Source organism: Lysinibacillus sp. FW12 (assembly GCF_050817245.1).
Classification (GTDB): Bacteria; Bacillota; Bacilli; order Bacillales_A; family Planococcaceae; genus Lysinibacillus; species Lysinibacillus irui.
In genome coordinates this window covers 3666945-3692608 of record NZ_CP139094.1, presented here as the reverse complement: position 1 = coordinate 3692608, position 25664 = coordinate 3666945, and the positions used below count along the sequence as shown (strand labels likewise).

Below are 25664 nucleotides of genomic sequence, written 5' to 3'. Positions count from 1 at the left end.
TTGTCAATTTTCAGACAAATAAATGCCTTCGTATTTTAAAAAGAGCTGACCCGCGCCGTAGTGGCTACGAGGCAGCTCTTGCTGTAGAGCTAAAAAAGCAAGATAAAATAATATAAATAATTATTTTTCTTCTACTACAACCTCTTTAAGTGGAATGTTACCAAGAACATCTGCTTGCATGTTTTTCACGTTATCGTGTACTACAGAAAGATTAGTGTAGTAGTAGATAGGTGCAACAGGTAAATCAGTCATGATAACTGACTCTGCTTGTTTTAGAAGCTCAAGACGTTTAGCAGGATCTGTTTCTAGGTTAGATTGATCTAATAACTTTTTATATTCTGGGTTTTCCCAACCAGTATCATTGTTACCATTTTCAGCAGTATCATAGATTTCTAAGAATGTATATGCATCATTATAGTCACCAGTCCAGCCTAGACGTCCAGCTTGGTAGTCTAATTGATTAAGTTTCTCTAGGTAAACTTGCCATTCAGAGTTATCAAGACCTACCTTAATACCAAGGTTTTTCGTCCAGCCCTCTTGAATAAATTGAGCGATCGCAGCATGTGCTTCACTAGTGTTGAACGAAATGTTTACAGTGATTTCAGATGGATCTTTAATACCAAGTTCTTTCATACCAGCTTCAAGTGCAGCTTTTGCACCTTCAATATCGTTATCTTTGAAGTAACCACGGTCCTCTTCAAAACCACTAACAGCGATTGGCACCATACCTAATGCTGGTTTTTGCTCACCTTTAGTAATATTGTCAATTAAACCTTGACGATCGATTGCTAAAGTTAACGCTTTACGAATGTTAGCGTTTCCAGTAAATTTATCTTTTGTATTTAGTTTATAAACATATACTGAAGCCTGGTCAGCAATATTTAATGAACCATCAGCTTTAAATCCTTCGATTGAATCAAGTGCAACAGATTGGTATGGAGCACCAAGATAATCAATTTCGCCAGCTTTAAACATTGTAGCAGCAGTTGTTTCAGATTCAACCATACCGATATTAATTGTCTCTAAAGAAACTTTATCTGCATCCCAATATTCTGGGTTTTTCTTTAATACGATTGCGTCGTTGTGTCTCCATTCACCTAAAGTGAATGGTCCGTTTGTTACATAGTCATCACCAGCATCTGTATACCACTCATCATTACCTTCAACTACTTTTTGGTTTAATGGTGCGTATGTTTTGAATGCTGTTAATTCTAAGAAGTAAGGTGTTGGGTTTTCTAATGTTACGACTAATGTTTTGTCATCTTCTGCTTTAACACCTACGTCATCAGCAGAACCTTCACCGTTGTTATACGCGGCAGCACCTTTAATTGGGTAAAAAATTGAAGCATACTCAGAAAGATTATCTGGGTTTAATGCCCATTTCCATGCATATTCAAAGTCCTTTGCCGTTACTGGATCTCCATTTGACCATTTATTATCACGTATTGTGAATGTGTAAGTTTTTTGGTCCTCGCTAATCGTCCAGTCAGAAGCTGCAGCAGCAACTGGTTTAGCATTTTCATCTAATGTTGTTAAATTTTCAAATACATTTGTAAGAATAGCACTAGAAGTTGTATCAGTTGCTAATCCTGGGTGTAATGATGGTGGCTCAGAAGTTACTACTAAGTTTAATTCGCCGCCTGAAGTTGTTTCAGAAGAACCTGAATCTTTTCCATCGTCTTTTGATTTTTCAGACGAATCTCCACCGAAGCCACATGCAGCAAGTACTAAAGAAAATACTGCAAGAACTGTTAGTAATAAAAACTTTTTGTTTTTATTCATGTGAATCCCCCTTATACAATTTTTAAGCCTTTTGTGAAGCTCCTATTTAATATACCAAAAAAATCATTGTGCACAAAATAAAAAAGATTCAAATTTATATAGTATTATCTGACATTTAAGAGTTTAATAAATTTTTCCGATTTATCACACTAAAGAAACAGAGTGTTTATATAATAAAAATTTGATAATTACCTATTCTGAATATCAAAAATAAAATAAAAATAAAAAAATGATTTACTATACGGAAAATTCCTATTTTTTTGATAATATTATCAATATTTAAAAAATGAATCGAAAGTCATAGATGTATAACCTTGAGGGAATTGTATAGATTTGTAGAAAATCTAAGTAAAACTAAGTGAATTAGTTTCTTTTGCAGGTAATTTCTTGCAAAATATGATCTCGAAACATGAATATTTTTATCTATTAATGATATATAAGAAACTTGTTTTGTAATTTTCTAGTATTATCCAATTGTGGATGAAGGCAAGAAAAAATAGAGCAATTGTATGAAAAATGGTACCCAAACTAAGAAAAAAATGGATTTAGTGAGAAGAGAAAATAAGGGATTATGTTTTTTTGAAATAATTTCCGTGCTAGTTATATATACATCCATATATGCAAATGAATATTGTTTTATTCAGCAATTTATCATAAAGAGAAGTCACGGTTTTTGCCAGATGTTTACCAAAGGAATCCACTTTACTAGTTTTGTTTTTTTGAGGATGTCAATTGTCTTACTGAAGAGGATTCAGCATGCAAATAATTACTAAAAATCTGACTTTTAATCTGCTGAAAACGTTATCAATAACCTTGAGAAATGATTTTCTTTCAAAAGCTAAGAGCTGTCATGTAAAAAAAGTACAAAAAAAGTGCATTCATATATATGAAATGCACTTTTTTTAGTTATAGTTTAAAATTATTGATTTGATTCTGTAAATCTAAGGACTTTTCGCTTAAATCAGAGGCCACCTGATTGACTTGCTGCATCGTTATGGATTGCTCCTTGCTTGCTGTAGCGATAATTTGTGTACTTTCTGAGCTAGTTGAAGCACCTTGGGCAATTTCTGCGACAGAGGCAGCTACCTGTTCTGCGCTGGCTGAAATTTCTTCTGAAGTAGCCGATATATCTTCAATTTGATTTGTCATATTATTTATTGCTTTTACGATAGCTTCAAATGCTTGTCCTGCATGTCCAATGATTTTCACACCCTCTGTGACAGAGTGCAAACCATCTAAAACAGCTTTTTCTACATTGCTTGTATCTTCTTGAATATCCTGGGTTAATGCAACAATTTGATTAGCTGATTGCTTAGATTCCTCAGCTAATTTGCGTACCTCGTCTGCAACAACGGCAAATCCTTTGCCATGCTCTCCAGCACGTGCAGCTTCTATTGCTGCATTGAGCGCTAATAAGTTTGTTTGATCTGTAATGGCTGTAATGACAGCAGTTATTTGACCTATTTCTTCCGATTGTTTGCTCAATTTTTGGACAAGAGTATTAATTACTTGCGTAGACTCATCAATTACATTCATTTGTTGTTGGGCCTCATCTACTGTAGTGTTACCGTTTGTTGCCAATTCAGATGCTGAAACAGCATTATGAAGCAGCTGTTGAGTTGCCTCTGCTATACGTTGGACACCTATAGCTGTTTCATCCATTGCATGTGCACTTTCGTTAGCGGCAACTGTAGCAGCTACAGCAGCATTCGCTGTTTCATTTATACGTATTGTGATCTCATCTGCTGAGGCAGTAACTTCTTCAGTTGATGCAGAAAGCTCTTCTACTGAAGCCGTTAAATGCTCTGCATTGTCTTGAATATGAGTTAAAAGATTTTTCAAGTTCCCCTTCATGGCATTAAATGCTGATGAAAGCTGGCCAATCTCATCCTTAGATTGGTAGGTAATGTCTTGATGATACAATTCACCACTAGCAACATGATTAGCTGCTTGAACAACAGCTTTTAAAGGACGAGAAATCGTTCGTTGTATATAGATCATGAGGAAAATGCCTAGAATAACACCGATAATAATAGCGATAACTGAAATAATTTGAGAATTGAATACTGCTTGCTTAGATTCTTTTGTGACGGCTTCCAGTTGATCTTTTTGGTAACTAACGATTTTATCGGAAACATCTTGTATTCCTTTGTTAGCTTGTTGCACATCACCATTCACTTTTTGCAAAGCGCCTTCAAGATTGCCTGCTTCAAAAAGTGCTAGTGCTTCTGTTGCTGACTCATTAAAACGATCATTATATGTATTTAAGTCTTTTGCATAAGCTTCCATTTCAGCTGAAGTAGATTTTCCGGTCATTTCCTCCACATGCTTGTCTAGCATATTTGCGTATTGTGTAAAGCTTTCTTTATTTGCAGGTTTGTCTTCGATGATAATGGCACGAATGAAGAGCCCTTGCATAGCCATTTCAAATTGAATATTATCTGCTAGTTCTACTAGGGCAACGTGACCTTCCAATGCATTTTCAATCTTCTTTTCTATGTTTGAAAATAACAGAAACATTATCACCAATGAAATAATTAGTGTCAAAATAATTGTAAAGAAACCAAAGCTTAATTTTTTTCCTACAGACATATAGATACGCCCTTTCCGAAATGCTATACAAGTTTTTATACTTTAATTTAGCTTTTAAGAAAGATAGAAGTCAATAAGCATTGAAGGAAACAGTTCAGATTATTCATATGTTTATTTTAAGTCATTATAATAAGGAAGATTGTCTGTGGAAATTTATCAAAATCTGTTCCTGTTTCTCGTTTTATAGTACGGATTACGTGTGTGTATTATAAAAAAAGAAACCGATACAAATGGTATCGGTTTCTATCTCTTTATGACTGTTTTTTTAATTGTAAAATGACAGCTTCGTCTGGGTCAATATACAGTGTTTTTTGTTCAAAGTAAATCACAAAACCGGGTTTGGCACCATTTGGTTTTTTAACTTGTCGGATTTCTGTGTAATCTACTGGCACTGAGGAGGATTCTCTAGCCTTAGAAAAATAGGCTGCTAGCGTAGCTGCTTCACGCAATGTTGTTTCATCAGGTTCGTTTGAATGGATAACAACATGGGATCCAGGAATATCCTTTGTGTGTAGCCAAATATCTGTACGTTTTGCTATTTTAAATGTTAGCATGTCATTTTGTTTATTGTTTTTTCCAACAGAAATCGTTATACCTGTCGATGATACATAACGCTCTGGCTCAGGTTTCACTTGTTTTTTCTTTTTTTCGCATGACGTAATTTTAAGTAACCTTGTTCTGCCAATTCTTCACGAATTTCCTCAATATCTCCAGGAGAAGCTTGCTGTACTTGCTGAGCAAGCATTTCAAAATAGGCAATTTCTTCTGTCGTTTTTTCAAGCTGCTCTTGAACCATAATCAAAGCATTTTTTGCCTTTGTATATTTCGTATAATAACTTTGAGCATTTTCAATCGGTGTTTTACGTTCACTTACTGGAATCGTAATCTCTTCGCCCGTTTCACTATAGTAATTTGTAACCGTAACTTCTTTAACACCTTTTTCAAAGGCATAAATATTGGCCATTAAAAGTTCACCATATAGTTGGAATTGATCAAGCTTTGATGCACGCTCATAGTCCTTTGTAAGCTTTTTCGTTTTTAAGGATAGTTTATCAATTTCATTTTGTAGCCAGCGCTCTAAGTCTCCTGCTTGTTGTTTGACACGATCTCGCTCTGCACGTGCAAAGAAAACGCGGTCAAGTAGTTCATGAACATTAGGATAAACGGTTACTTCACCTTGCAAATGAGTCAGATCAATAGGTGAGAAGTATGTTTTATTATTGTAGATGGCATACATTGGCTTCGTGCCACCATTCGCAAAGGAACCCATAAAATCTTTGAAGCATGTTAGTGTATCCGATGCTGTAGTCAAATGGAACAATAATTCTTCAGCGTGAAGAGGTGAAAAACCAGCGAACTGTGTTACAACCTCTTGCGTTGTCCTTGCTTCAGCAAAAAACGATGTTAGCTCATCATCTGTAACCGTTAGAGGATTCCATTTATTTTGTGTAGGCGGTGCAATATAAGGTTGACCAGGTAACACAGTACGGAAACTATTTACGGATGGAGGTAAATGTTTTAAGCTATCAATAATTTTTCCTTGCTCTTGATCGATTAACAATAGATTACTATGTCTACCCATAATTTCAGCATGTATTTCCCTTACAATCGGGTCGCCAATTTCATTTTTGCTTTCAATTTCTACTATTATAATACGATCAAAATCACGCTGTTTAATGGAAGAAATAAAACCGCCCTCTAAATGTTTACGCAAAAGCATACAAAACATAGGGGGCTCTGCTGGGTTATCAATCGTATGCTCAGTTAAATGAACACGTGCATAAGAAGAATGGATTGAAAACAATAATTTATGATTCTTTCCATTTGCACGCACATGTAATACAACCTCTTGCGCATTAGGTTGATGTATTTTCGTAATTCGACCAGTGACAAGCTGTTGTAGGTCGGCGGTCATTGAATAAGTAAATAAACCATCAAATGCCATATGAATTCCTCTTTCCAATGATATCAAGCATCTTGGTACTTTCGTATTTTTTCATCATGCATTTGCTTTTGCAGTCTTTAAGCTCCTACAAATACACTGTTTGTATGTTTATCATAGCATTTTTTAGGTGAATATTAAAATATAGCTTCAATTGTGGTAGAATTAGCTTTTACTCTATCCAATTTTTTTTGGAGAGTCGTCATAATCGACAGAGCTTATGTTATAATAATCCCAGTATGCAAAGAAAGGTGTGACGAACCTTGGTGCGTAGTATGACTGGTTTTGGCAGAGGTGTCACAACAACTAGAGACTTTCAATTAACCGTGGAAATGCGCTCGGTCAACCATCGCTTTTTAGAAATCAATGCAAAATTTCCGAAAGAATGGCTTGAAGCAGAAATTTTTGCTAAAAAACTTATTTCTCAAGCTTTGTCACGCGGCAAAATTGATGTGATGGTATATGTGAAGGACTTAGATAACGTAGAGCAATCTATTGAGATTAATTGGTCATTAATTGAAGCGTATCGTAAGGCAAAGGAGCAATTAGCTAGTAAAGTACCACTTGAAGAAAAATGGACGATGCAAGAGCTTTTATCATTGGAACAGGCACTTGTACAACAAAAGCCACAACTTACACCTGAGGATTTACTTAGTGCTGTTGAACAAGCGATTTTACAAGCGATTGAACAGCTCGTACAAATGCGTGAGCGTGAAGGGCAAGAACTGCAAGAAGTTGTTGTACAATATAAAGAACAGTTAATGGAACAGGTGAATCAGATTCGTTTATGTTCTTCACTTGCTGTTGAAAAATATCGTACACGATTAGTAGAACGAATTTCTGAAATTGCAGATGGCACATTGTTAGAAGATCGTTTACTAGCAGAAGTAGCAATTTTTGCAGAACGTGTAGATATCTCCGAAGAATTAGACAGATTAGATAGTCACTTCAACCAGCTTGAAGAAACATTACTCGAAACGATTTCAGTGGGACGAAAATTAGACTTTTTAATGCAAGAAATACATCGTGAGATCAATACGATCGGTTCAAAGAATCAATCGACAGAAGCAGCTGTTGCTGTTGTTCAGGCGAAAACAATTTTAGAAAAGATGCGTGAGCAGGTTCAAAATATCGAATAACTTGCACGTGTCTGTTATAAATTAAGGGAGATATAGAGAATAAATGATAAAAGAACGTGGATTATTAATTGTTCTGTCTGGCCCATCTGGTGTAGGTAAAGGGACAGTGCGAAAAGAATTATTTTCTCAGCCGAATACGAATTATGAGTATTCCATCTCGATGACAACACGAAATCCTCGCGAAGGTGAAGTAGATGGTGTAGACTATTTTTTCAAGACGCGTGTAGAATTTGAAGCGCTAATTGAACAAGGTGGCTTATTAGAGCACGCTGAATTTGTCGGTAACTATTATGGTACACCACTAGCGTATGTGAATGAAACGCTGGATGCAGGTCGTGATGTATTTTTAGAAATCGAAGTGCAGGGTGCAGCACAAATTCGTAAAAAAGCACCAGATGCCTTGTTTATTTTCTTAGCCCCTCCAAGTTTAACGGAATTAAAAGATCGTTTAGTTGGACGTGGGACAGAAACAGAGGATATCATTGCAAAACGCATTGCTACTGCAAGTGAAGAACTTGAAATGATGAGCTTGTATGACTATGTTGTGGAGAATGATGAAGTGACGAATGCCTGTGATCGTATTAATGCGATTATCAAAGCTGAGCATTGTCGTAGAGAACGTGTTGAAAAAAGATATTTGTCAATGTTGAGAGGAGAATAAACCAATGCTATACCCATCAGTAGATGCTTTAAAAAAAGAAATCGATTCAAAATATTCATTAGTGAGCCTTGCTTCTAAACGCGCTCGCCAAATGCAAGAAGAACAAGACACAGAACGCTTACACAAGTATGTTTCTCATAAATACGTGGGTAAAGCACTTGAAGAAGTAGCGGCAGGTGTACTTACGAAAGTATCACAGGATGAGTCTGCTGTGTACGAAGACGAAATCTAACATCCATGTAAAACACTATGTTTACGTGTATGCTAGTTTGCAGTAGATTTTGATTATACAGAATGCCGTGAGCTCCCAGGGAATCCTTCTTTGGGAGCTTATCATTTGAAAGGAAGACACCTAGCATGAATAAAAATATTTTACTATGTGTTTCAGGCGGGATCGCGGTTTATAAGGCTGTGGCGCTCGTTAGTAAGCTGTCACAGGCGGGGGCAAATGTAAAGGTCGTCATGACTGCTTCTGCTAGACAGTTTGTGAATCCGTTAAGTTTTCAAGTGATGTCCAAAAATGATGTTTATTTTGACACCTTTGATGAAAAAGATTCAAGGGTGATTGCGCATATTGATTTAGCGGATTGGGCTGATTTGATTTTAGTAGCACCAGCGACAGCCAATATAATTGGAAAATTAGCCAATGGTATCGCAGATGATATGATCACAACAACTCTTCTTGCTACTACTGCACCTGTCTGGATTGCGCCAGCAATGAATGTGCACATGTACGACCATCCAGCTGTAAAACGTAATTTGGATAGACTATCTGCTGATGGTTATCAATTTATTGAGCCTTCGGAGGGGTTTTTAGCATGTGGTTATGTCGGAAAAGGACGTCTAGAGGAACCAGAAAAAATTACTGCACTTGTGCAAGATTTCTTTTCAGGGAAAACTAAACCATTAGCAGGTCAAACAGTCCTAGTAATAGCAGGTGCCTTACAAGTGCCAGTGGATGAACAGCATATGATTAGCCCACAGGCAAACGGTCAAATCGGACATGCTTTAGCAGATGAGGCAAAAAGGCTAGGCGCCCATGTAATTGGAATAGAAAATAGCAATTTATATGATGTGATTCAACAACTGGAAGCCTATAAAATTCAATATCCACAAGCATTTTTTATTTATGCAGCGAATGTACCAACCATCGAGAAAACGCCTATAGTTTCTGTAGAAGGAATGAAAGCAGTCACTTTTGGACAGCAAGTTCAAGGCAAACCGATGTTTAACATACTTTCTGATAGCTGGATTGATTTTAGTGACCAAGCGCAGCTTAATGGCCAGTTCTTAGCTACTTCGAATCCTCAGTTTTTTGCACAGACACTTTGGTCTCATATTATAAAGGACGAGGCACAATGAGTATTTTAATCGCGGAGGTCATTGTAGATGTCTCTACCTATCATGTAGACCGTCCATTTGATTATCAAGTACCTCCAGAATGGGAAAGTGTCATTGAATTAGGATGCCGTGTTAAAGTGCCATTTGGTCCAAGGAATGTATTAGGATTTATCGTAGGTTTGAAACATGAAACCGATGTTCCATTGAATAAATTAAAGGGAATCACTCAAATTTTAGATATGGAGCCAGCGCTGACAGAAGAAATGCTTCAAATGGCGAAGTGGTTAAAAAATAACACCATTTGTTATGAAATTGATGCATTACAAGTGATGTTACCATCTGCACTGCGAGCTAAATATGAAAAAATAATTAAATTACAAAAAAATCAAACTTTGCCAGAAGAAGTGCAGCCTATATTCGGTAAGCGGCAACAAGTTAATTTTAAAGAATTTGAGCGAGAAGGTTTACTTCCTCTATTGAAGCAACTGGTTGCAGAGAACATTGTTACAATCGAAAATGTTGTGAAGCAACAGGGGAATGTGAAAGAGATACGTATGGTTCAAATTACAGCAGACCAACAACTTGTTGAACGTGCTTTGGGACAATCCTCTAGAGCAGTTAAACAACGGTTATTACTGCAATGGATGTGTCAACACCTAGGCGAAATATTGTCGCCCCAGCAGATTTGTGACGAAGCAGGGGTTTCTTTATCAGTATTAGAGGCAGTAATTGATAAAGGAGCTGCTCAATTTATTCAAGAGGAAGTATTTCGTGATCCATTTACGAAAGAAGTTTCACGTACTCAAGCCTTACAATTAACAGATGAGCAGCAGGTTGCTCTACAAGCTATTAATACAGCTATGGAGCAGCAAACAGCTGAAACATTTTTATTACATGGTATAACAGGGAGCGGCAAAACAGAGGTTTATTTACAGGCTATACAGAAGGTATTAAATGATGGAAAAGAAGCTATTATGCTTGTACCTGAAATTTCTTTAACTCCACAAATGACTGAACGATTCCGTAGTCGCTTTGGTGAGATGGTTGCTGTTATGCATAGTGGGTTATCTGTTGGTGAGAAGTATGATGAATGGCGTAAAATTCAACAAGGCAAAGTGAAAGTTGTGGTTGGTGCTCGTTCAGCTATTTTTGCACCCTTTACCAATATAGGTCTTATTATTTTGGATGAGGAACATGAATCAACTTATAAGCAAGAAGATTCGCCTCGTTATCATGCAAGAGATGTAGCCATCTGGCGAAGCGAATTTTATAAATGTCCTATTATTTTAGGTAGTGCGACACCAGCGTTAGAGTCATTCGCCAGAGCTAAGAAGGGTGTTTATACGCTGCTTTCATTAAAACAACGAGCCCTACATCAAGCCCTGCCCACTGTTTATATTGCAGATATGCGTGAAGAGCTTCGACAAGGGAATCGTTCTATGTTTTCACAATCACTTATTGAAGCAATCCGCGTAAGACTTGAGAAAAAAGAGCAGATGGTGCTGTTTTTAAATCGTCGTGGCTATTCGTCATTTGTACTTTGTCGGGATTGTGGCACGGTTGTACAATGTCCAAATTGCGATATCTCTTTAACCTATCATCGGACAACTGAAAAATTAAAATGTCATTATTGTGGTTATGAGGAGCATGTTCCTCAAATATGTCCGCAATGTCAAAGTGATCATATTCGTTATTTTGGTACAGGTACACAAAAAGTAGAGGAAGAAATTTATAAGTTGTTCCCTGAAGCAAGAGTATTACGAATGGATGTTGATACAACAAAGCATAAAGGGGCACATGAAGAAATATTGGAGACATTTGGAGCAGGACAAGCAGATATTTTATTAGGTACTCAAATGATTGCAAAGGGCTTGGACTTTCCGAATATTACACTAGTAGGTGTACTTAGTGCCGATACATCTCTACATTTACCTGATTACCGGGCAGCAGAACGCACATTTCAGCTACTAACACAGGTAAGCGGTAGGGCTGGACGACATGATAAGCCAGGGGAGGTTATTATTCAGACGTATACACCTGAGCATTATGCCATTGAATTAGCTAAAACTCAGGATTATGAACCTTTTTATGAACGGGAGATGTTTTTAAGAAGACGTTCAAGCTATCCACCCTATTATTTTGTAGCTCTTATACAATTATCTCATGAAGATGTCATGATGGCCGCCGAATATGCAGGCCGAGTGGCAGATTGGCTACGTGAAAATTTATCGAATCAAGTAGCAATTATTGGACCAACAACGGCGAGTATTGCTCGCCTCCAAAATAGATATCGTTATCAATGTTTGATAAAATATAAAATTGAACCAAATCTAATTCCAGTGTTACAGCGCCTGCTTGCCATGTATCGAGCAGAATGGATTAAACAGGGAATATTAATGACGGTAGATTTAGATCCGTCTACTATATAGTGAAAACAGCGGCAATATCCGTTTACAAAAAATACCTTTCAAGGTTTTTGTAAAGGAAGGCTTTAAAGCAGAAATGAGGAAATAAAGATGGCTATTAAAAAAGTAATTGAAAACCCAGCAAAAGTACTATCAACACCATGTGCTGAAGTGACAGAAATTAATGATGAAATTATTACATTACTGGATGATTTATATGACACAATGGTGGAATATGATGGTGTAGGTATCGCAGCACCACAAATAAATGTTGGCTTGCGAGTTGCCATTGTGGAGCTAGGTGAGGAACGTGATATTTTAGAAATGATTAATCCAACTGTCATTGAAACAGATGGAGCAGAAGTAGATATCGAAGGTTGTTTGAGTTTTCCGGGATTATATGGTGAGGTTGAACGACCTACTTATGTAAAAATTGAAGCATGTGACCGTGAAGGGCGTGTTTATGAATTAGAGGCGGGAGACTTTGATGCCCGCGCGATCTTACATGAAATCGATCATTTAGACGGGGTACTTTTCGATTCAAAAATTAAACGTATTGTAACAGCAGAAGAACTTGAAGAAATGTACGCAGAAGAGGAGGAATAAAATGACGTCTATTATTTTTATGGGGACACCTGACTTCTCTGCGCCTATTTTGCGTATGCTACATGATGAAGGGTACGATATTAAAGCAGTTGTGACACAACCAGATCGTCCAGTTGGACGTAAGCGTATATTAACACCACCACCTGTGAAAGCTGCAGCTTTGGAGCTTGGCTTACCAGTTATTCAACCAGAAAAATTACGCGGCTCCGAGGAGTTACAGCAAATTCTTGCCTTACAGCCTGATTTAGTCATAACAGCAGCATTTGGACAAATACTACCAAAGGAATTATTAGATGCTCCAGCTCTTGGCTGTATTAATGTCCATGCTTCTCTACTACCAAAGTATCGTGGAGGTGCTCCTATTCACCAAGCCATTATAGATGGTGAAAAGGAGACAGGAGTCACAATCATGTATATGGCAGAAAAACTGGATGCTGGAGATATTATTTCCCAAAAAGCTATTCCGATTGAAGAAGATGATCATACCGGTAGACTTTTTGAAAAGTTAAGTATGGTTGGCCGTGAATTATTAAAGGATACACTTCCTTCTATTATTAATGGTACAAATAGTCGTACAGTTCAAGATGAAGCACAGGTTACTTTTGCAAGCAATATTTCCAGAGAGCAGGAGCGCATTGATTGGACAAAGGATGCTGCTACTTTATACAATCAAGTACGTGGTCTTCATCCATGGCCAGTAGCGTATACAACTTTTGAGGATGGTAACTTTAAAATTTGGTGGGCGACTATTGGTAATAGTAAGCATGAGGTGAACCCAGGTTCGGTAGTTGCGATTGCAAAAGATCATTTTGAAGTTGCAGCTGGCAATGGAACAACGTTAGCCTTATATGATATCCAACCTGCTGGTAAAAAGCGCATGACGGCAGAGGAATATTTACGTGGCACAGGTTCTAAATTACAGATTGGGGACCAATTTAAATGAGTAAAAAAAGTGTAGTTATTTGGGATGGAAATGTGCGAGATGCTGCATTATCTATTCTGTTAGCAGTTGATAAAAATCAAGCCTATAGCAATTTATTGCTAAATGAAACCATTAAAAGACATAAAATAGAAGCAAAAGATCGCGCATTATTAACTGAAATTACGTATGGAACATTACAGCATAAAATGACGCTCGATTTTTATTTAGAGCCTTTTATTCGCGGATCAGTCGATCATTGGGTTCGTTGGTTATTAAGAATATCCTTATATCAAATTCATTATTTAACGCGCATACCACCGCATGCCGCTGTAAACGAGGCAGTAGAAATTGCCAAGCGTCGAGGACATCGTGGAATTGCTTCGATGGTCAATGGAATTTTAAGATCAATATTACGAAGTGGTGTTCCTTCTACAGATAGTATAGAGGATCCGATCGAGCGTCTTGCTATTGAAACTAGTCATCCAGAATGGTTAGTGCAACGATTTGTAGCAAACTACGGTCTAGAAGTAGCAACAGCCATGTTACAGGAAAATAATGTTCCACCTGTGCAAACAGTGCGTGTAAATACTACAAAAGCATCAGTTGAACAAGCTATTGAGGAACTAGAGAATGAAGGATTAACAGCACAGCAAAGTGATATAATGCCTGAATGTTTACATGTAACCAATGGACAACCAGCACGTACAAAAGCATTCAAAGAAGGTCTTATTACTATACAGGATGAAAGTTCAATGATCCCTGCTAAAGTGTTAAATCCATCTCCAGGTATGCGTGTCTTGGATATGTGTGCAGCTCCGGGTGGAAAGACAACACATTTAGCTGAAATAATGAACAATGAAGGCTCCATTTTAGCAACAGATCTTCATCCACATAAATTAGATTTAATTGACCATAATACAGAACGTCTTGGGCTGGATATTGTAGAAACAGCTCCAATAGATGGACGTAAAGCAGCAGAATTTTTACAAGCAGCGTCTTTTGATGCCATTTTAGTTGATGCACCGTGTAGCGGACTAGGAGTTATGCGACGTAAGCCAGATATTAAATATACAAAACGAGAAGAAGATTTAGAAAATCTTCAAAAGATCCAATTGGCCTTACTTGATGCAGCAACAAAAGTATTGAAAATAGATGGGAAGCTTGTGTACAGTACTTGTACAGTAGATACTCAAGAGAATGAAGGCACAGTTAAAGCCTTTTTAACAGCACATCCAGAAATGGAAGCTATACAACTAGAATCTTTACCAACAAAATTAGCGGAAAAGCAAGCTAATGGCATGCTTCAAGTCTTTCCACAAGACTTTGGTAGTGACGGTTTCTTCGTTGCTGCCTTTCGTAAAAAAGGAGAATCCAACTAATGGTGGATCAAGAAAAATTTAATGAACGTATTAACGATTTAGTTGATGAAGCGGAAGACAAGCCCGTACGTCGAGTGAAAAAGGAAAAACCAAATTTAAAAGAGTCTATTTACTCTTTACAGCCACACCAGTTAGAAGAGTGGTTAAAGGAAAATGGCGAAAAGCCTTTCCGTGCTGCTCAAATTTTTGACTGGCTATATAATAAACGAGTGAAAACTTTTGAAGAGATGTCTAATCTTTCAAAGGGATTGCGTGAAAAGTTAACTGCCAATTTTGCTTTATCCACATTATCAACCATTATTAAGCAAGAGTCTAAAGATGGTACAATTAAATTTTTATTTCAATTGCAGGATGGCTATTCAATAGAAACGGTGTTAATGCGCCATGATTATGGAAACTCTGTTTGTGTAACAACACAGGTGGGCTGTCGAATTGGCTGTACTTTTTGTGCTTCTACTTTAGGCGGCTTGAAGCGCCATTTATTAGCAGGGGAAATCGTGGAGCAAGTTGTCAAAGTCCAGCAGACTTTAGACGAAGTAGGTGAGCGAGTATCACACATTGTTATTATGGGTATCGGCGAACCTTTCGATAACTATGATGCAATGATGAACTTCTTAAAAGTAATTAACCATGAAAAAGGATTAAATATTGGCGCACGTCATATAACCGTTTCAACTTCAGGTATAGTTCCTAAAATTTATCAATTTGCGGATGAACAATTACAAATTAATTTTGCCGTATCTCTACACGCACCAAACCAAGAAGCACGTCAAAAGTTAATGCCTATTGCACGTGCATATAAATTAGATGAATTAATGGAAGCAGTTCGTTATTATACTAAAAAAACAGGTCGACGTGTGAGCTTTGAATACGGATTGATGTCTGGTGAAAATGATTCAGTAGAAATTGCAGAAGAGTTATCTGCATTAATTAAAGGAATTAAATGTCACGTTAACTTAATTCCTGTTAACTACGTGCCAGAACGTGATTATGTACGTACGTCTCGTAGTCAAATTTTTGCTTTTGAAAAAACTTTAAAGAAAAATGGTATTAACGTAACAATCCGCCGAGAGCAAGGTTCAGATATAGCAGCTGCGTGTGGGCAATTACGTGCACAAGAGAGATCTGAAGAAACGAGGTGACCAGTGTTGGAATACACAGTCGAAAGTGATATTGGTTTAAAACGATCAATTAATGAAGACCGTGCTGCATTCTTTAAACGTCCTGACGGGCTTGCATTAGCACTTGTAGCGGACGGCATGGGTGGTCATAATGCTGGTGATGTGGCAAGTGATATGGCAATTAAACAGATGGAATCCTTTTTTTTACAGGCAGACGCGCATCATTTTGTATCAACAACATCAAAAAAAGAATGGTTATTACAAACAGTTAAGCAAATAAATAAAACAATATATGACTATTCTTTATCACATGAAGACTGTAAAGGAATGGGCACGACGTTTATTGCGGTGTTAATAGAAGAGCATCATTGCTTCATTGCACATGTTGGAGATAGTCGTGTGTATTATTTCTTTGAAGATGGTGCACAACAAATAACAAGAGATCATTCATATGTAAATGTACTGGTTGAAAATGGCGAAATAAGTGAAGAAGAGGCTTTGACACATCCGAAGAAAAATTTCATTTTAAAGGCTGTTGGAACAGAAGAAACAATAGAACCAGACTTTTATGAAGTTGATTTAGCATCAGAATCGTATTTACTCATTTGTTCAGATGGATTAAGTAATAAACTTACTGTATATGAAATGGCATCTATTATTACGTATCCAGATTCCATTGGGGAGAAAGGGCGTAAGCTTGTAGAATTAGCAAATGCCAGCGGGGGAGAAGATAATATCTCCCTCGTGCTACTAACAAAAAAGGATGAGGAGGTGTAAGAATGCTTGTAGGTAAAAGAATTAGTGACCGTTATAAAATTTTAGAACTCATTGGCGGCGGTGGTATGTCGAATGTTTATTTAGCACATGACATGATATTAAACCGTGATGTAGCCATTAAAATATTACGTTACGATTTTTCCAATGAGGATGAATTACATCGACGTTTTCAACGTGAGGCACTGTCTGCTACAAGTCTTACACATCCGAATATTGTTAATATTTATGATGTAGGTGATGATGGAGATCTACATTATATTGTGATGGAATATGTTCAAGGAAAAACGTTAAAGCAGTACATACAAGAATTTGCACCTATTTCACCTGCCAGAAGCGTGCACATTATGAAGCAATTAACATCTGCAATTGCCAATGCACATGAAAATCATATCATTCACCGTGATATTAAACCGCAAAATATTTTAATGGATGCAGAGGGCAATGTTAAAATAACTGATTTTGGTATCGCCATGACGTTAAGTGCTACATCGTTTACACAAACAAATTCAGTGTTGGGTACGGTGCATTATTTATCACCAGAGCAAGCCCGTGGTGGTACGGCAACAAACAAATCCGACATTTATGCACTCGGTATTGTTTTATATGAATTATTAACAGGTGAATTACCATTTTCTGGTGAATCAGCGGTTTCAATTGCACTCAAACATTTGCAGAAAGAAACGCCTTCTGTCCGTGCTTTCGATGCAACTATTCCACAAAGTTTGGAAAATGTGGTGCTTAAGGCTACTGCGAAAGAGGCTTCTCATCGTTATAATACAGTCGAAGAAATGTATGATGATTTGGAAACAGTATTATCACCAAATCGAATAAATGAGCCGAAATTTGTCGTGCCAGTTGATAATGATGTGACAAAAGCCATTCCAATTATTAAAGAGCAGGTTCTGAAAAAGGACGAAGATTTAACCAAAACAAGAGTTATTGAACCGATTGTGGAAGTTAAAGCTCCATCTCAACCAAAACCTAAAAAAAATAGTGAAAAACCAACTCCAGTGAAGGCAAAAAAGAAAAATTGGCCAAAGTATATTGCTGGATTACTTTTAGTAGCTATTGTCATCTTCTTATTCTTTTTATTTGCAACAGATGCATTTAGCCCGAAAAAAGTGGCAGTACCTGATGTAACAAATTTAACCGTAGAGGACGCTACAAAGAAATTAGAAGCTGAGGGATTTGTCGTTGGTGATGAGCCTCAGGAGCGGAATCACGAGGAAATTGAAAAGGGTAAGGTTATCGAAACAGATCCAGCTAAAAATTCAATGCGAGCAAAAGGCTCAGAGATTGACTTAATTGTTAGCTTAGGTGTAGAGATGACGACCGTTGATAATTATGTAGGACAAAATTATAGTCAAGTCGAAGCTTTAATAAAAGGAAAATATAAAGAGGTTATAAAAGAGGATGTTCCTTCTCGTGAACCTGAAGGCAGGATTATTGAGCAAAGTATTCCCGCGGATACAGAAGTGGTAGCAAAAGAGGAGACAATCACGTTTAAAGTAAGCCAAGGTGTTAGGATGGTAAGGGTTGAAAACGTTGTAAATTATACGAAAGCTGATATGGATGATTATGTGAATAGAGTGGGTCTTAACTGGCGTATATCTCGTGAAGAATATCATGAGTCGATCCCAGCTGGTAGTGTGATTTCACAATTAACAAATGCAGGTACTATGGTGGAGGAAGGTTCTGTTATATCGGTTGTAATGAGTAAAGGACCAGCTAAAAAGCCAGAGAAAACATTAATTATCCCTGTAAATATTGAGTATAAACCTACAGAAGAGGGAATAGAGCAAAAAATTCGTATTGAAATTCAGGATAAAAATCATACATTTTCAGAACCAGTTAAAGAATTTTCGATTGTAGAGGATACGACTTACAATATACAGCTTGTTATTGAAGAGGGCAAAGATGCAAGTTATAGAATTATTCGTGACTCAGAAATAATTTTAGAAGACAAAGTTAATTATAAAGATGTCAATTAAGGAGGAATTGGATGGCGCAAGGCCAAATAAGAAAAGCATTAAGCGGTTATTACTATGTTTATGATGGTCAGCAACTTATACAATGTCGAGGGCGTGGGGTTTTTCGAAATCGTGGAGAATCTCCGCTTGTCGGCGATATGGTAGAATATACAATGGAAACAGAAGGTTCGGATGGCACGATTCAAAAGATATTAGCGCGTCAAAATGAATTGGTTCGTCCGCCAATTGCCAATATTGATCAAGGTATTTTAGTATTTTCCGTAAAAGAGCCAAATTTCAATACCATTTTACTAGATCGCTTTTTAGTGGTGTTAGAATCATTCCATGTACATCCTATTATTTGTTTAACAAAAATGGATTTACTAAATCCTGAAGAGCGTAAGGAATTACAGCAGTATATTGAAGATTATCAAAGCATGGGCTATACGGTTTTACAAACTTATAAAGATGAAGAAGAGTTAATTGGACGTTTACAGCCTATTTTAAAGGGTAAAACGACTGTATTAGCAGGCCAATCTGGCGTTGGTAAATCAACATTGCTTAATACATTAATTCCTGATCTCAATTTAAAAACAGGCATAATCTCGCAAAGTTTAGGACGAGGAAAACATACCACTCGTCATGTTGAGCTTATTGAGGTATGTGATGGTTTACTGGCAGATACTCCTGGATTTAGTTCTTTTGATTTTGATGAAATTGAAAAAGAAGAACTAGGTGCATGTTTTCCGGAAATGGCTAAAATTGCGGATGATTGTAAATTCAGAGGTTGTTTACACTTGAAAGAGCCAAAATGTGCAGTAAAGGCGGCAGTAGAAACCGGGGATATTCGTGACTACCGCTACAAGCATTACGAACAGTTTATGCAAGAAATTATGGACCGAAAGCCGAGGTATTAATAATGATACAAATAGCACCATCAATTTTAGCAGCGAATTTTGCAAAATTAGGAGAAGAAGTAAAGGAAGTAGAGCAAGCGGGTGCAACACTAATTCATATTGACGTAATGGATGGTCACTTTGTGCCAAATATTTCATTTGGTTCTATCGTATTAGATGCAATCCGTCCTTTAACTGAACTACCTTTAGATGTGCATTTAATGATCGAAAATCCAGATCAATATATTGAACAGTTTGCTAAAGCTGGAGCAGACTATATTACAGTACATGTGGAGGCATGCCGTCATTTACATCGTACTATACAATTAATTCGTTCGTACGGCGTAAAGGCTGGTGTTGTATTAAATCCACATACACCAATAGAATCCATTCAACACATTTTGGAAGATATTGATATGGTATTATTGATGACTGTCAATCCAGGCTTTGGTGGACAAAAATTTATTCATTCTGTTGTGCCTAAAATTGAAGCATTATCGACAATGATTAAAGAGCGAGGTCTTGATATCGCCATTGAAATTGATGGAGGTATTACTGCTGAAACGATTGTTCCATGTGCACAGGCTGGAGCGACTATTTTTGTGGCAGGATCAGCAATTTATAGTAAAGAAGATCGAACAGCTGCACTTCAAGAGATTTTAGCGGCTGGTGAGGCTGCGATTAAAGGATGACGACAGTCGTTGTTTGTGCAGGTGGACCAAAACAAGAACTTTGTTCATTCTCTTCATTTCAACAACAACAGGATGTCGTGTTTATTGGAGCGGATCGTGGAGCTTTATATTTAATTGAGCATGGGATTACCCCTCATGCCATTGTTGGTGACTTTGATTCCTTAACCGACGAGGAGTATCAATTGGTAATGGCACAAACAGATGATCAGCAGCGTTTTCAGGAAGAAAAAAATGAAACAGATACGGATCTAGCTTTGCTGAAAGCCTATACGTATGTGCCTCAAGAAATTATTTTGACGGGTGTTACGGGTGGACGTTTAGATCATTATGAGGCAGCTGTTCGTTCCATTTATAGATTACAAAAAGAGCACCCTCATGTTGAGCTGAAGATTATCAATCATTCAAATATGTTGCAATTTTTACTACCAGGAAACCATACGATTTATGCAGATAGTCGATACCGATACTTGTCCTTTTTTGCTCATGAAGAGCCTATTCAGGATGTGACATTGCGACAAGTAAAATATGAAACAACGAATGAGGAAATTTCTTTAGGAACAACTCGATTCACAAGTAATGAAATAATAGGAACTTCAGGGTCTATATCTTTCTCACGAGGCATATGTTTAATGATAAGAAGCATAGATTAGCGTAAGGGGGAGAGAGTCCTGAAAGTATATACGTTCCAGTTGCCGAAATTTGTGAGTAGTATCACGCGTACTTGTATTAACCTATTTAAAAAAGATAAGAAAGTAAAAAAATCCGACTGATGTTAGTCGGATTTTTTACTTTACTTCTATTTATATACTAATGAAAGAAAAAAATCGATTTACGCTCAATGCGAAATCGATTTTTTAGAAGCTGCGATTAAACGCGCTCAATTTTACCTGATTTTAATGCACGAGCAGAAACCCATACACGTTTTGGTTTACCGTCAACTAAGATACGAACTTTTTGAAGGTTAGCACCCCAAGTACGTTTGTTAGCGTTCATAGCGTGGGAACGGTTGTTACCAGTACGAGTTTTACGTCCAGTGATTACACATTGTTTTGGCATGTTGTATTCCCTCCTTACTGTTGATGCTGAAAGATTATTATTTCAGTTCGGTATTTCACATACCATAATAATTTAACATACGATGGCGTTCAGTGCAACAGTTTTCACATAACCTTTCAAGAAAAAAACCTTTACAGGCAAAAAAACGTAAAAAAAGTGGTCCTCTATCATTTCCCTCGATAACCAAGTTTCATTGACACACGTTTGCCAGTATCAACTAAACGCTCAATTAATGTATTAATATGGTCTTGAGAGACATTAAAATTCACAAAGCCGATGCTAACTGCCCCAATCACTTCCCCAAAACCATCTATAACAGAAACTGCAATGGAGGACGTACCTGCAGATCGTTCCCCATGACTAATCGCATATCCTTGTTGCTTAATTTGGCGAAGCTGTTCCTCTATTTCAGCTATTTCATCTTGCATTACAAGCTGCTCTAAAATTTCTTTGGATTGTGTGTCGGGCAGAGAGGCAAGAATGGCTTTATTTGCCGCACCGATATGCATAGGTATCCGTATACCTAGCTGGTCATAAATTCGAATAGGATTTGCTGCACTGTCTATTCTTTCAATAATAATCGTATCTAAACCGGCAGGCTTACTTAAATAGACGCTTTCTTCAACCTCTCTTGCCAAGCGCTCTAACTCAGGTCTAATTTTACTAATATAGTCCATTGTGTCATACACTTGTAGTCCAAGCTCCATCCATATTGTCCCAAGACGATAGTGCTTCGATTGTTCATCTTGCTCAATCATACCTTGTTTAATCATGGCCTTTAAAATTCTATGTAAAGTACTTAAGGGTAAATCGCATTTTGTAGAAAGCTCTGAAATGGACAAGCTACTGTCATTTGCTTCAGAAGCTAAAACCTTCGCAATCGTCATAGCTCGCTCTAATAATTGCATTTGTCCCACCTCCCTTCATCCTATTTTATTTTTATTCTTCATCTACGTCTAGTTCCAAAATTTCTAAGTGGTTAAAGTTTTTCAGGTCAGGTTCAAATTGATATCTTTCATGATCAGTATAGGTTTTTCTACGAGAATGTAACTACATAACAATAAAAGAAAAATAAAAAGTTTTCTAAATATATTGACAGTATAGCATAAAACGAATATATTCTTCATATAAACTTTCCTCTTAACGGAAACGTTTTCCACTACACGGAAATGAGGTGAAAGGAATGCATTATTGTTCATCAATGTATGCACCTTTGAAACGCGTTATAGTAAAACATCCTAAAGACGCTTTCCGAAGCCAAGCACATCTTGCGGATGAATGGAAAACATTTAACTACTTATCAGAGCCTAACTATGAGGAAGCTCTAAGTGAATATGCTGAATTTGTTGGAATTCTTGAAAAGTATGTTGATACGATTGATTATTTGCCGGAAGCAGATGAAGTAGGATTGGATTCCCTTTATGCGCATGACCCGGTCAAATTCACGCCTAGCGGGGCCATTATACTAAAATCAGGTAAAACATTAAGACAGCCAGAAGCAGCGGTGTATAAAAATTTTTTACAAGATAGAGGTATCCCGATCATTGGAGAACTCTCTGGGGAGGCTGTTTCTGACGGAGGAGATATTGTTTGGCTTGATGATCGAACGCTTGTGGTAGGTAGAGGGTATAGAACAAATGATGAAGCCATTCGTCAGCTAAAAGAAATGACAGCTGACATTGTAGATGAGTTTATTGTGGTACAGCTACCACATGATTTAGGTGAAGCTGAATGTCTACACTTAATGTCTTTCATTAGTATGGTAGATCATGATCTAGCAGTAGTGCATTCACGTTTAATGCCAGTCTTTTTCCGTCAGCTGCTAATTGAACGTGGTATTCAATTAATAGAAGTACCGAAAGAAGAGTATGACGCACTGGGCTGTAATGTCTTAGCGCTTGCACCTAGAGTTTGTGTTATTCCAGAAGGAAATCCGGCAACAAAGCAACAGCTAATTGATGCCGGTGCGACAGTTTATGAATATAAAGGCAATGAAATTACAGTTAAAGGAACAGGTGGACCAACATGTCTAACTTGTCCAGTTATAAGAGGATAAAGGAGAAGAAGAATATGTTTAAAAATGTTATTGTTAAAAATCCAGGAAATAGCTTTATCAACGGTTTAACGACTAGTGATTTAGGAAAACCCATTTTAGAAAAATTGTTTGAGCAGCATGAAAAATATGTAGAAGCTTTAAAAAAATGTGGTGTTGAGGTAACACAATTACCAGCAAATGAAGCTTTTCCAGATTCTACATTTGTAGAAGATACTGCTGTTTTAACACCTGAATTTGCTATTATTTCAAACCCAGGAGCAGAGGCTCGAAACCGGGAAATTGAAGAAATTGAGCCTGCTGTTAAGCAATTCTATGAAAAAATTTACTATATTAAAGGCTCTGGAACACTCGATGGTGGAGATGTATTGCAAGCAGAGAAGAAGTTTTATGTAGGAATCTCCGACCGCACAAATGAAGAAGGTGCACAGCAATTTAAAGAAATAGTTGAGCAAGAGGGTTACGAAGCAACTATCATCCCATTAAAGGAATTCTTCCATTTAAAAACAGGTATTGCCTATGTAGGGGAAAATCGTATGGTGGTAGCTGGAGAATTTGTGGATCATCCTGCATTTGAATCTTACGAAAAAGTTGTCATTCCTAAAGAAGATGAATATTCAGCAAACTGTATTCAAGTAAATGATTATATCATTATCCCAGCTGGTTACCCGGAAACAAATCGAAAATTACTAGACCTAGGTTATCAAACAATTGAACTTGAGATGTCTGAATTCAGAAAACATGATGGTGGCTTGAGCTGTTTATCATTACGTTTTTAAGTAATTATCATATGGCCCAATCAATTTAAAAGGGATAAATTGATTGGGTACTTTCATTCTTTAAATATCAGAATATTTAATATTTTTACATTATATGGGAAGTAGGGATGGATGTTGAATAAAGGGGATCAGCTTCATACTAATCAATTAAATCGTTCGATGAAAAGTCGTCACTTGTTGATGCTTTCACTTGGGGGAGTTATTGGAACGGGTTTATTTTTAAATGTTGGCTATACCATTAATCAAGCTGGGCCGGGTGGCGCTTTAATCGGCTATTTGTTTGGTGGTTTAATTTTGTTTATGGTTATGAATTGTCTTGGGGAATTAGCTGTTTATATGCCTGTTACGGGCTCTTTCCAAACTTATGCAACACGCTTTATTAGTCCCTCAGCAGGTTTTTCATTAGGTTGGATGTATTTTGTCGGTTCTGCTGCCACAGCGGGCGTTGAATTTACAGCAGCAGGCATTTTAATGCAGCATTGGTTTCCGACAGTGCCAATTTGGATATGGTGTGCTGTATTTATGGTTCTTTTATTTGTCTTAAATGCCTTAACAACAAAGGGCTTTGCTGAAGCGGAATTTTGGTTTGCCAGTATAAAAGTAATTGCAGTCATTGCCTTTATTATTATAGGAGGAGCGGCAATATTTGGTGTAATTCCTCTGGCAGATCGTCCAACTCCACATTTGACAAATTTAGCACCGTCTGGTTTATTCCCAGCAGGTATTTCCATTATTTTTGTCACAATGATGAATGTTATTTTCTCTTATCAGGGATCAGAGCTTGTTGGAATTGCGGCAGGTGAAACGGAAAGTCCTGAAAAAAATATCCCAAGAGCAATTCGTACAATCCTGTTTAGAATTATTGTCTTTTATATTGCCTCTATTATTGTATTATCAGCGATATTCCCAGCATCTGAGCTTGGTCTAATGGAAAGTCCATTTGTAACGTTGATGAATTTAGCTGGTGTTCCTTATGCAGCAGGTATTATGAATTTCGTTATATTAACGGCGATTTTATCTGTCGGGAATTCATGTCTGTATGCCTCTACACGTTTATTATTCTCGATGTCACAAGAGGGGATGGCGCCTAAATTATTTGGCAGACTTACTAAAAATAAAGTGCCTTTAAATGCCCTTATTTTTACTATGGTTTTCTCTCTATTATCGTTATTAACAAGTGTAATGGAAGCCGACGCAGTATTTGTTTTACTCATGTCCGTGGCAGGGATATCGGTTACAATTTCTTGGATGGGAATATGTGCTTCACAATTAATGTTCCGTCATCGTTATATAAAGTCTGGTGGAAAGTTGGATGATTTAAAATTTAAAACGCCACTATATCCGTTAATTCCCGTATTTTGCATTGTCTTTTGTTTTTTAATTTTAGTATTTTTAGCGTTTGATCCTACCCAAAGAATTGGTTTGTTGTATGGGATTGGCTTCTTTATTGCCTGTATGATTTTTTATCAATTGAAACTAAAAAAAGCAAAGACTGCAACGACAGAGAGCAAAACGGAAGAGCCAGTAGAAATTCGTTAAAGTATAAATGAA

At 37.1% G+C, this 25664-nt stretch carries 22 protein-coding genes and 1 pseudogene; 18 read left to right on the top strand and 5 right to left on the bottom strand.

Annotated elements, in window-relative coordinates; genetic code table 11:
• Positions 1–120: 120 nt before the first annotated feature.
• The 3 genes and pseudogenes from SJW71_RS19095 to SJW71_RS19085 form a co-directional block, all read right to left on the bottom strand.
• Positions 121–1782 (bottom strand): peptide ABC transporter substrate-binding protein, encoded by a 1662-nt coding sequence (locus SJW71_RS19095; RefSeq protein WP_322604653.1) that lies wholly within the window; start codon positions 1780–1782, stop codon positions 121–123.
• A 906-nt stretch (positions 1783–2688) separates the two neighbouring features.
• Positions 2689–4374: a methyl-accepting chemotaxis protein gene (locus SJW71_RS19090; protein ID WP_274795905.1), complete on the bottom strand. Its 1686-nt coding sequence runs from the start codon at positions 4372–4374 to the stop codon at positions 2689–2691.
• Positions 4375–4625: 251 nt separating this feature from the next.
• Positions 4626–6319 (bottom strand): annotated as a pseudogene (locus tag SJW71_RS19085) (Rqc2 family fibronectin-binding protein).
• 260 nt (positions 6320–6579) lie between these two features.
• Between SJW71_RS19085 and SJW71_RS19080 the strand changes: the two are divergent.
• From SJW71_RS19080 to spoVM, 15 genes are all read left to right on the top strand, one after another.
• Positions 6580–7455 carry a YicC/YloC family endoribonuclease gene (locus SJW71_RS19080; protein ID WP_274795907.1) on the top strand — a complete coding sequence of 292 codons (876 nt, stop codon included), beginning with the start codon at positions 6580–6582 and terminating at the stop codon, positions 7453–7455.
• 43 nt (positions 7456–7498) lie between these two features.
• Entirely contained in the window at positions 7499–8116 is a 618-nt protein-coding gene (gene gmk / locus SJW71_RS19075) for a guanylate kinase (protein WP_274795908.1), read from the top strand.
• 4 nt (positions 8117–8120) lie between these two features.
• Positions 8121–8348 carry a DNA-directed RNA polymerase subunit omega gene (gene rpoZ / locus SJW71_RS19070; protein WP_274795909.1) on the top strand — a complete coding sequence of 76 codons (228 nt, stop codon included), beginning with the start codon at positions 8121–8123 and terminating at the stop codon, positions 8346–8348.
• A 125-nt stretch (positions 8349–8473) separates the two neighbouring features.
• Positions 8474–9478, top strand: a complete 1005-nt coding sequence (coaBC, locus tag SJW71_RS19065) for a bifunctional phosphopantothenoylcysteine decarboxylase/phosphopantothenate--cysteine ligase CoaBC (RefSeq protein ID WP_312506792.1) — start codon at positions 8474–8476, stop codon at positions 9476–9478.
• Entirely contained in the window at positions 9475–11886 is a 2412-nt protein-coding gene (priA, locus tag SJW71_RS19060; RefSeq protein ID WP_274795912.1) for a primosomal protein N', read from the top strand. The genes coaBC and priA overlap by 4 nt, the downstream gene beginning before the upstream one ends.
• Positions 11887–11973: 87 nt before the next feature.
• Positions 11974–12468: a peptide deformylase gene (def, locus tag SJW71_RS19055; RefSeq protein ID WP_274795913.1), complete on the top strand. Its 495-nt coding sequence runs from the start codon at positions 11974–11976 to the stop codon at positions 12466–12468.
• A gap of 1 nt (position 12469) precedes the next feature.
• Positions 12470–13411, top strand: a complete 942-nt coding sequence (gene fmt / locus SJW71_RS19050) for a methionyl-tRNA formyltransferase (RefSeq protein ID WP_274795914.1) — start codon at positions 12470–12472, stop codon at positions 13409–13411.
• Positions 13408–14769, top strand: a complete 1362-nt coding sequence (gene rsmB, locus SJW71_RS19045) for a 16S rRNA (cytosine(967)-C(5))-methyltransferase RsmB (RefSeq protein ID WP_312506791.1) — start codon at positions 13408–13410, stop codon at positions 14767–14769. The genes fmt and rsmB overlap by 4 nt, the downstream gene beginning before the upstream one ends.
• Positions 14769–15911 (top strand): 23S rRNA (adenine(2503)-C(2))-methyltransferase RlmN, encoded by a 1143-nt coding sequence (gene rlmN / locus SJW71_RS19040; protein WP_274795916.1) that lies wholly within the window; start codon positions 14769–14771, stop codon positions 15909–15911. The genes rsmB and rlmN overlap by 1 nt, the downstream gene beginning before the upstream one ends.
• Positions 15912–15917: 6 nt before the next feature.
• A complete protein-coding gene (locus SJW71_RS19035; RefSeq protein ID WP_274797276.1) occupies positions 15918–16667 on the top strand; it encodes a Stp1/IreP family PP2C-type Ser/Thr phosphatase in 750 nt (249 codons plus the stop codon).
• 2 nt (positions 16668–16669) lie between these two features.
• Positions 16670–18658, top strand: coding sequence for a Stk1 family PASTA domain-containing Ser/Thr kinase (gene pknB, locus SJW71_RS19030; protein WP_274795917.1), 1989 nt, complete (start codon positions 16670–16672; stop codon positions 18656–18658).
• Between the two features lie 11 nt (positions 18659–18669).
• Entirely contained in the window at positions 18670–19554 is an 885-nt protein-coding gene (rsgA, locus tag SJW71_RS19025) for a ribosome small subunit-dependent GTPase A (protein ID WP_341385704.1), read from the top strand.
• A 2-nt stretch (positions 19555–19556) separates the two neighbouring features.
• Positions 19557–20225 (top strand): ribulose-phosphate 3-epimerase, encoded by a 669-nt coding sequence (gene rpe, locus SJW71_RS19020; RefSeq protein WP_274795920.1) that lies wholly within the window; start codon positions 19557–19559, stop codon positions 20223–20225.
• Complete coding sequence (locus tag SJW71_RS19015) at positions 20222–20875, top strand: thiamine diphosphokinase (RefSeq protein WP_431811343.1); 654 nt, start codon at positions 20222–20224, stop codon at positions 20873–20875. The genes rpe and SJW71_RS19015 overlap by 4 nt, the downstream gene beginning before the upstream one ends.
• Positions 20876–20893: 18 nt before the next feature.
• Entirely contained in the window at positions 20894–20995 is a 102-nt protein-coding gene (gene spoVM / locus SJW71_RS19010) for a stage V sporulation protein SpoVM (protein WP_099805045.1), read from the top strand.
• 97 nt (positions 20996–21092) lie between these two features.
• Here spoVM and rpmB read toward each other — a convergent pair whose 3' ends face one another.
• Both rpmB and SJW71_RS19000 read right to left on the bottom strand, forming a co-directional pair.
• Entirely contained in the window at positions 21093–21281 is a 189-nt protein-coding gene (rpmB, locus tag SJW71_RS19005; protein WP_274795922.1) for a 50S ribosomal protein L28, read from the bottom strand.
• 167 nt (positions 21282–21448) lie between these two features.
• A complete protein-coding gene (locus tag SJW71_RS19000; RefSeq protein ID WP_322604650.1) occupies positions 21449–22189 on the bottom strand; it encodes an IclR family transcriptional regulator in 741 nt (246 codons plus the stop codon).
• Positions 22190–22464: 275 nt separating this feature from the next.
• On the opposite strand from SJW71_RS19000, the gene SJW71_RS18995 reads away from it, so the two are divergent.
• From SJW71_RS18995 to SJW71_RS18985, 3 genes are all read left to right on the top strand, one after another.
• Positions 22465–23337 carry a dimethylarginine dimethylaminohydrolase family protein gene (locus SJW71_RS18995; protein WP_322611397.1) on the top strand — a complete coding sequence of 291 codons (873 nt, stop codon included), beginning with the start codon at positions 22465–22467 and terminating at the stop codon, positions 23335–23337.
• A gap of 14 nt (positions 23338–23351) precedes the next feature.
• Entirely contained in the window at positions 23352–24113 is a 762-nt protein-coding gene (locus SJW71_RS18990) for a dimethylarginine dimethylaminohydrolase family protein (protein WP_274795925.1), read from the top strand.
• Positions 24114–24224: 111 nt separating this feature from the next.
• Entirely contained in the window at positions 24225–25652 is a 1428-nt protein-coding gene (locus SJW71_RS18985) for an amino acid permease (RefSeq protein ID WP_322611398.1), read from the top strand.
• Positions 25653–25664: the final 12 nt, after the last annotated feature.

Excerpts from the sequence above, each read along its gene's own strand:
- pknB (WP_274795917.1), top strand. The coding sequence starts at position 16,670 with ATGCTTGTAGGTAAAAGAATTAGTGACCGTTATAAAATTTTAGAACTC.
- rpmB (WP_274795922.1), bottom strand. The coding sequence starts at position 21,281 with ATGCCAAAACAATGTGTAATCACTGGACGTAAAACTCGTACTGGTAAC.
- def (WP_274795913.1), top strand. The coding sequence starts at position 11,974 with ATGGCTATTAAAAAAGTAATTGAAAACCCAGCAAAAGTACTATCAACA.
- rpe (WP_274795920.1), top strand. The coding sequence starts at position 19,557 with ATGATACAAATAGCACCATCAATTTTAGCAGCGAATTTTGCAAAATTA.
- coaBC (WP_312506792.1), top strand. The coding sequence starts at position 8,474 with ATGAATAAAAATATTTTACTATGTGTTTCAGGCGGGATCGCGGTTTAT.
- SJW71_RS19000 (WP_322604650.1), bottom strand. The coding sequence starts at position 22,189 with ATGCAATTATTAGAGCGAGCTATGACGATTGCGAAGGTTTTAGCTTCT.
- rpoZ (WP_274795909.1), top strand. The coding sequence starts at position 8,121 with ATGCTATACCCATCAGTAGATGCTTTAAAAAAAGAAATCGATTCAAAA.
- SJW71_RS19095 (WP_322604653.1), bottom strand. The coding sequence starts at position 1,782 with ATGAATAAAAACAAAAAGTTTTTATTACTAACAGTTCTTGCAGTATTT.
- SJW71_RS18985 (WP_322611398.1), top strand. The coding sequence starts at position 24,225 with ATGTTGAATAAAGGGGATCAGCTTCATACTAATCAATTAAATCGTTCG.
- rsgA (WP_341385704.1), top strand. The coding sequence starts at position 18,670 with ATGGCGCAAGGCCAAATAAGAAAAGCATTAAGCGGTTATTACTATGTT.
- SJW71_RS19015 (WP_431811343.1), top strand. The coding sequence starts at position 20,222 with ATGACGACAGTCGTTGTTTGTGCAGGTGGACCAAAACAAGAACTTTGT.
- SJW71_RS18995 (WP_322611397.1), top strand. The coding sequence starts at position 22,465 with ATGCATTATTGTTCATCAATGTATGCACCTTTGAAACGCGTTATAGTA.
- rlmN (WP_274795916.1), top strand. The coding sequence starts at position 14,769 with ATGGTGGATCAAGAAAAATTTAATGAACGTATTAACGATTTAGTTGAT.
- priA (WP_274795912.1), top strand. The coding sequence starts at position 9,475 with ATGAGTATTTTAATCGCGGAGGTCATTGTAGATGTCTCTACCTATCAT.
- fmt (WP_274795914.1), top strand. The coding sequence starts at position 12,470 with ATGACGTCTATTATTTTTATGGGGACACCTGACTTCTCTGCGCCTATT.
- SJW71_RS18990 (WP_274795925.1), top strand. The coding sequence starts at position 23,352 with ATGTTTAAAAATGTTATTGTTAAAAATCCAGGAAATAGCTTTATCAAC.
- gmk (WP_274795908.1), top strand. The coding sequence starts at position 7,499 with ATGATAAAAGAACGTGGATTATTAATTGTTCTGTCTGGCCCATCTGGT.
- rsmB (WP_312506791.1), top strand. The coding sequence starts at position 13,408 with ATGAGTAAAAAAAGTGTAGTTATTTGGGATGGAAATGTGCGAGATGCT.
- SJW71_RS19090 (WP_274795905.1), bottom strand. The coding sequence starts at position 4,374 with ATGTCTGTAGGAAAAAAATTAAGCTTTGGTTTCTTTACAATTATTTTG.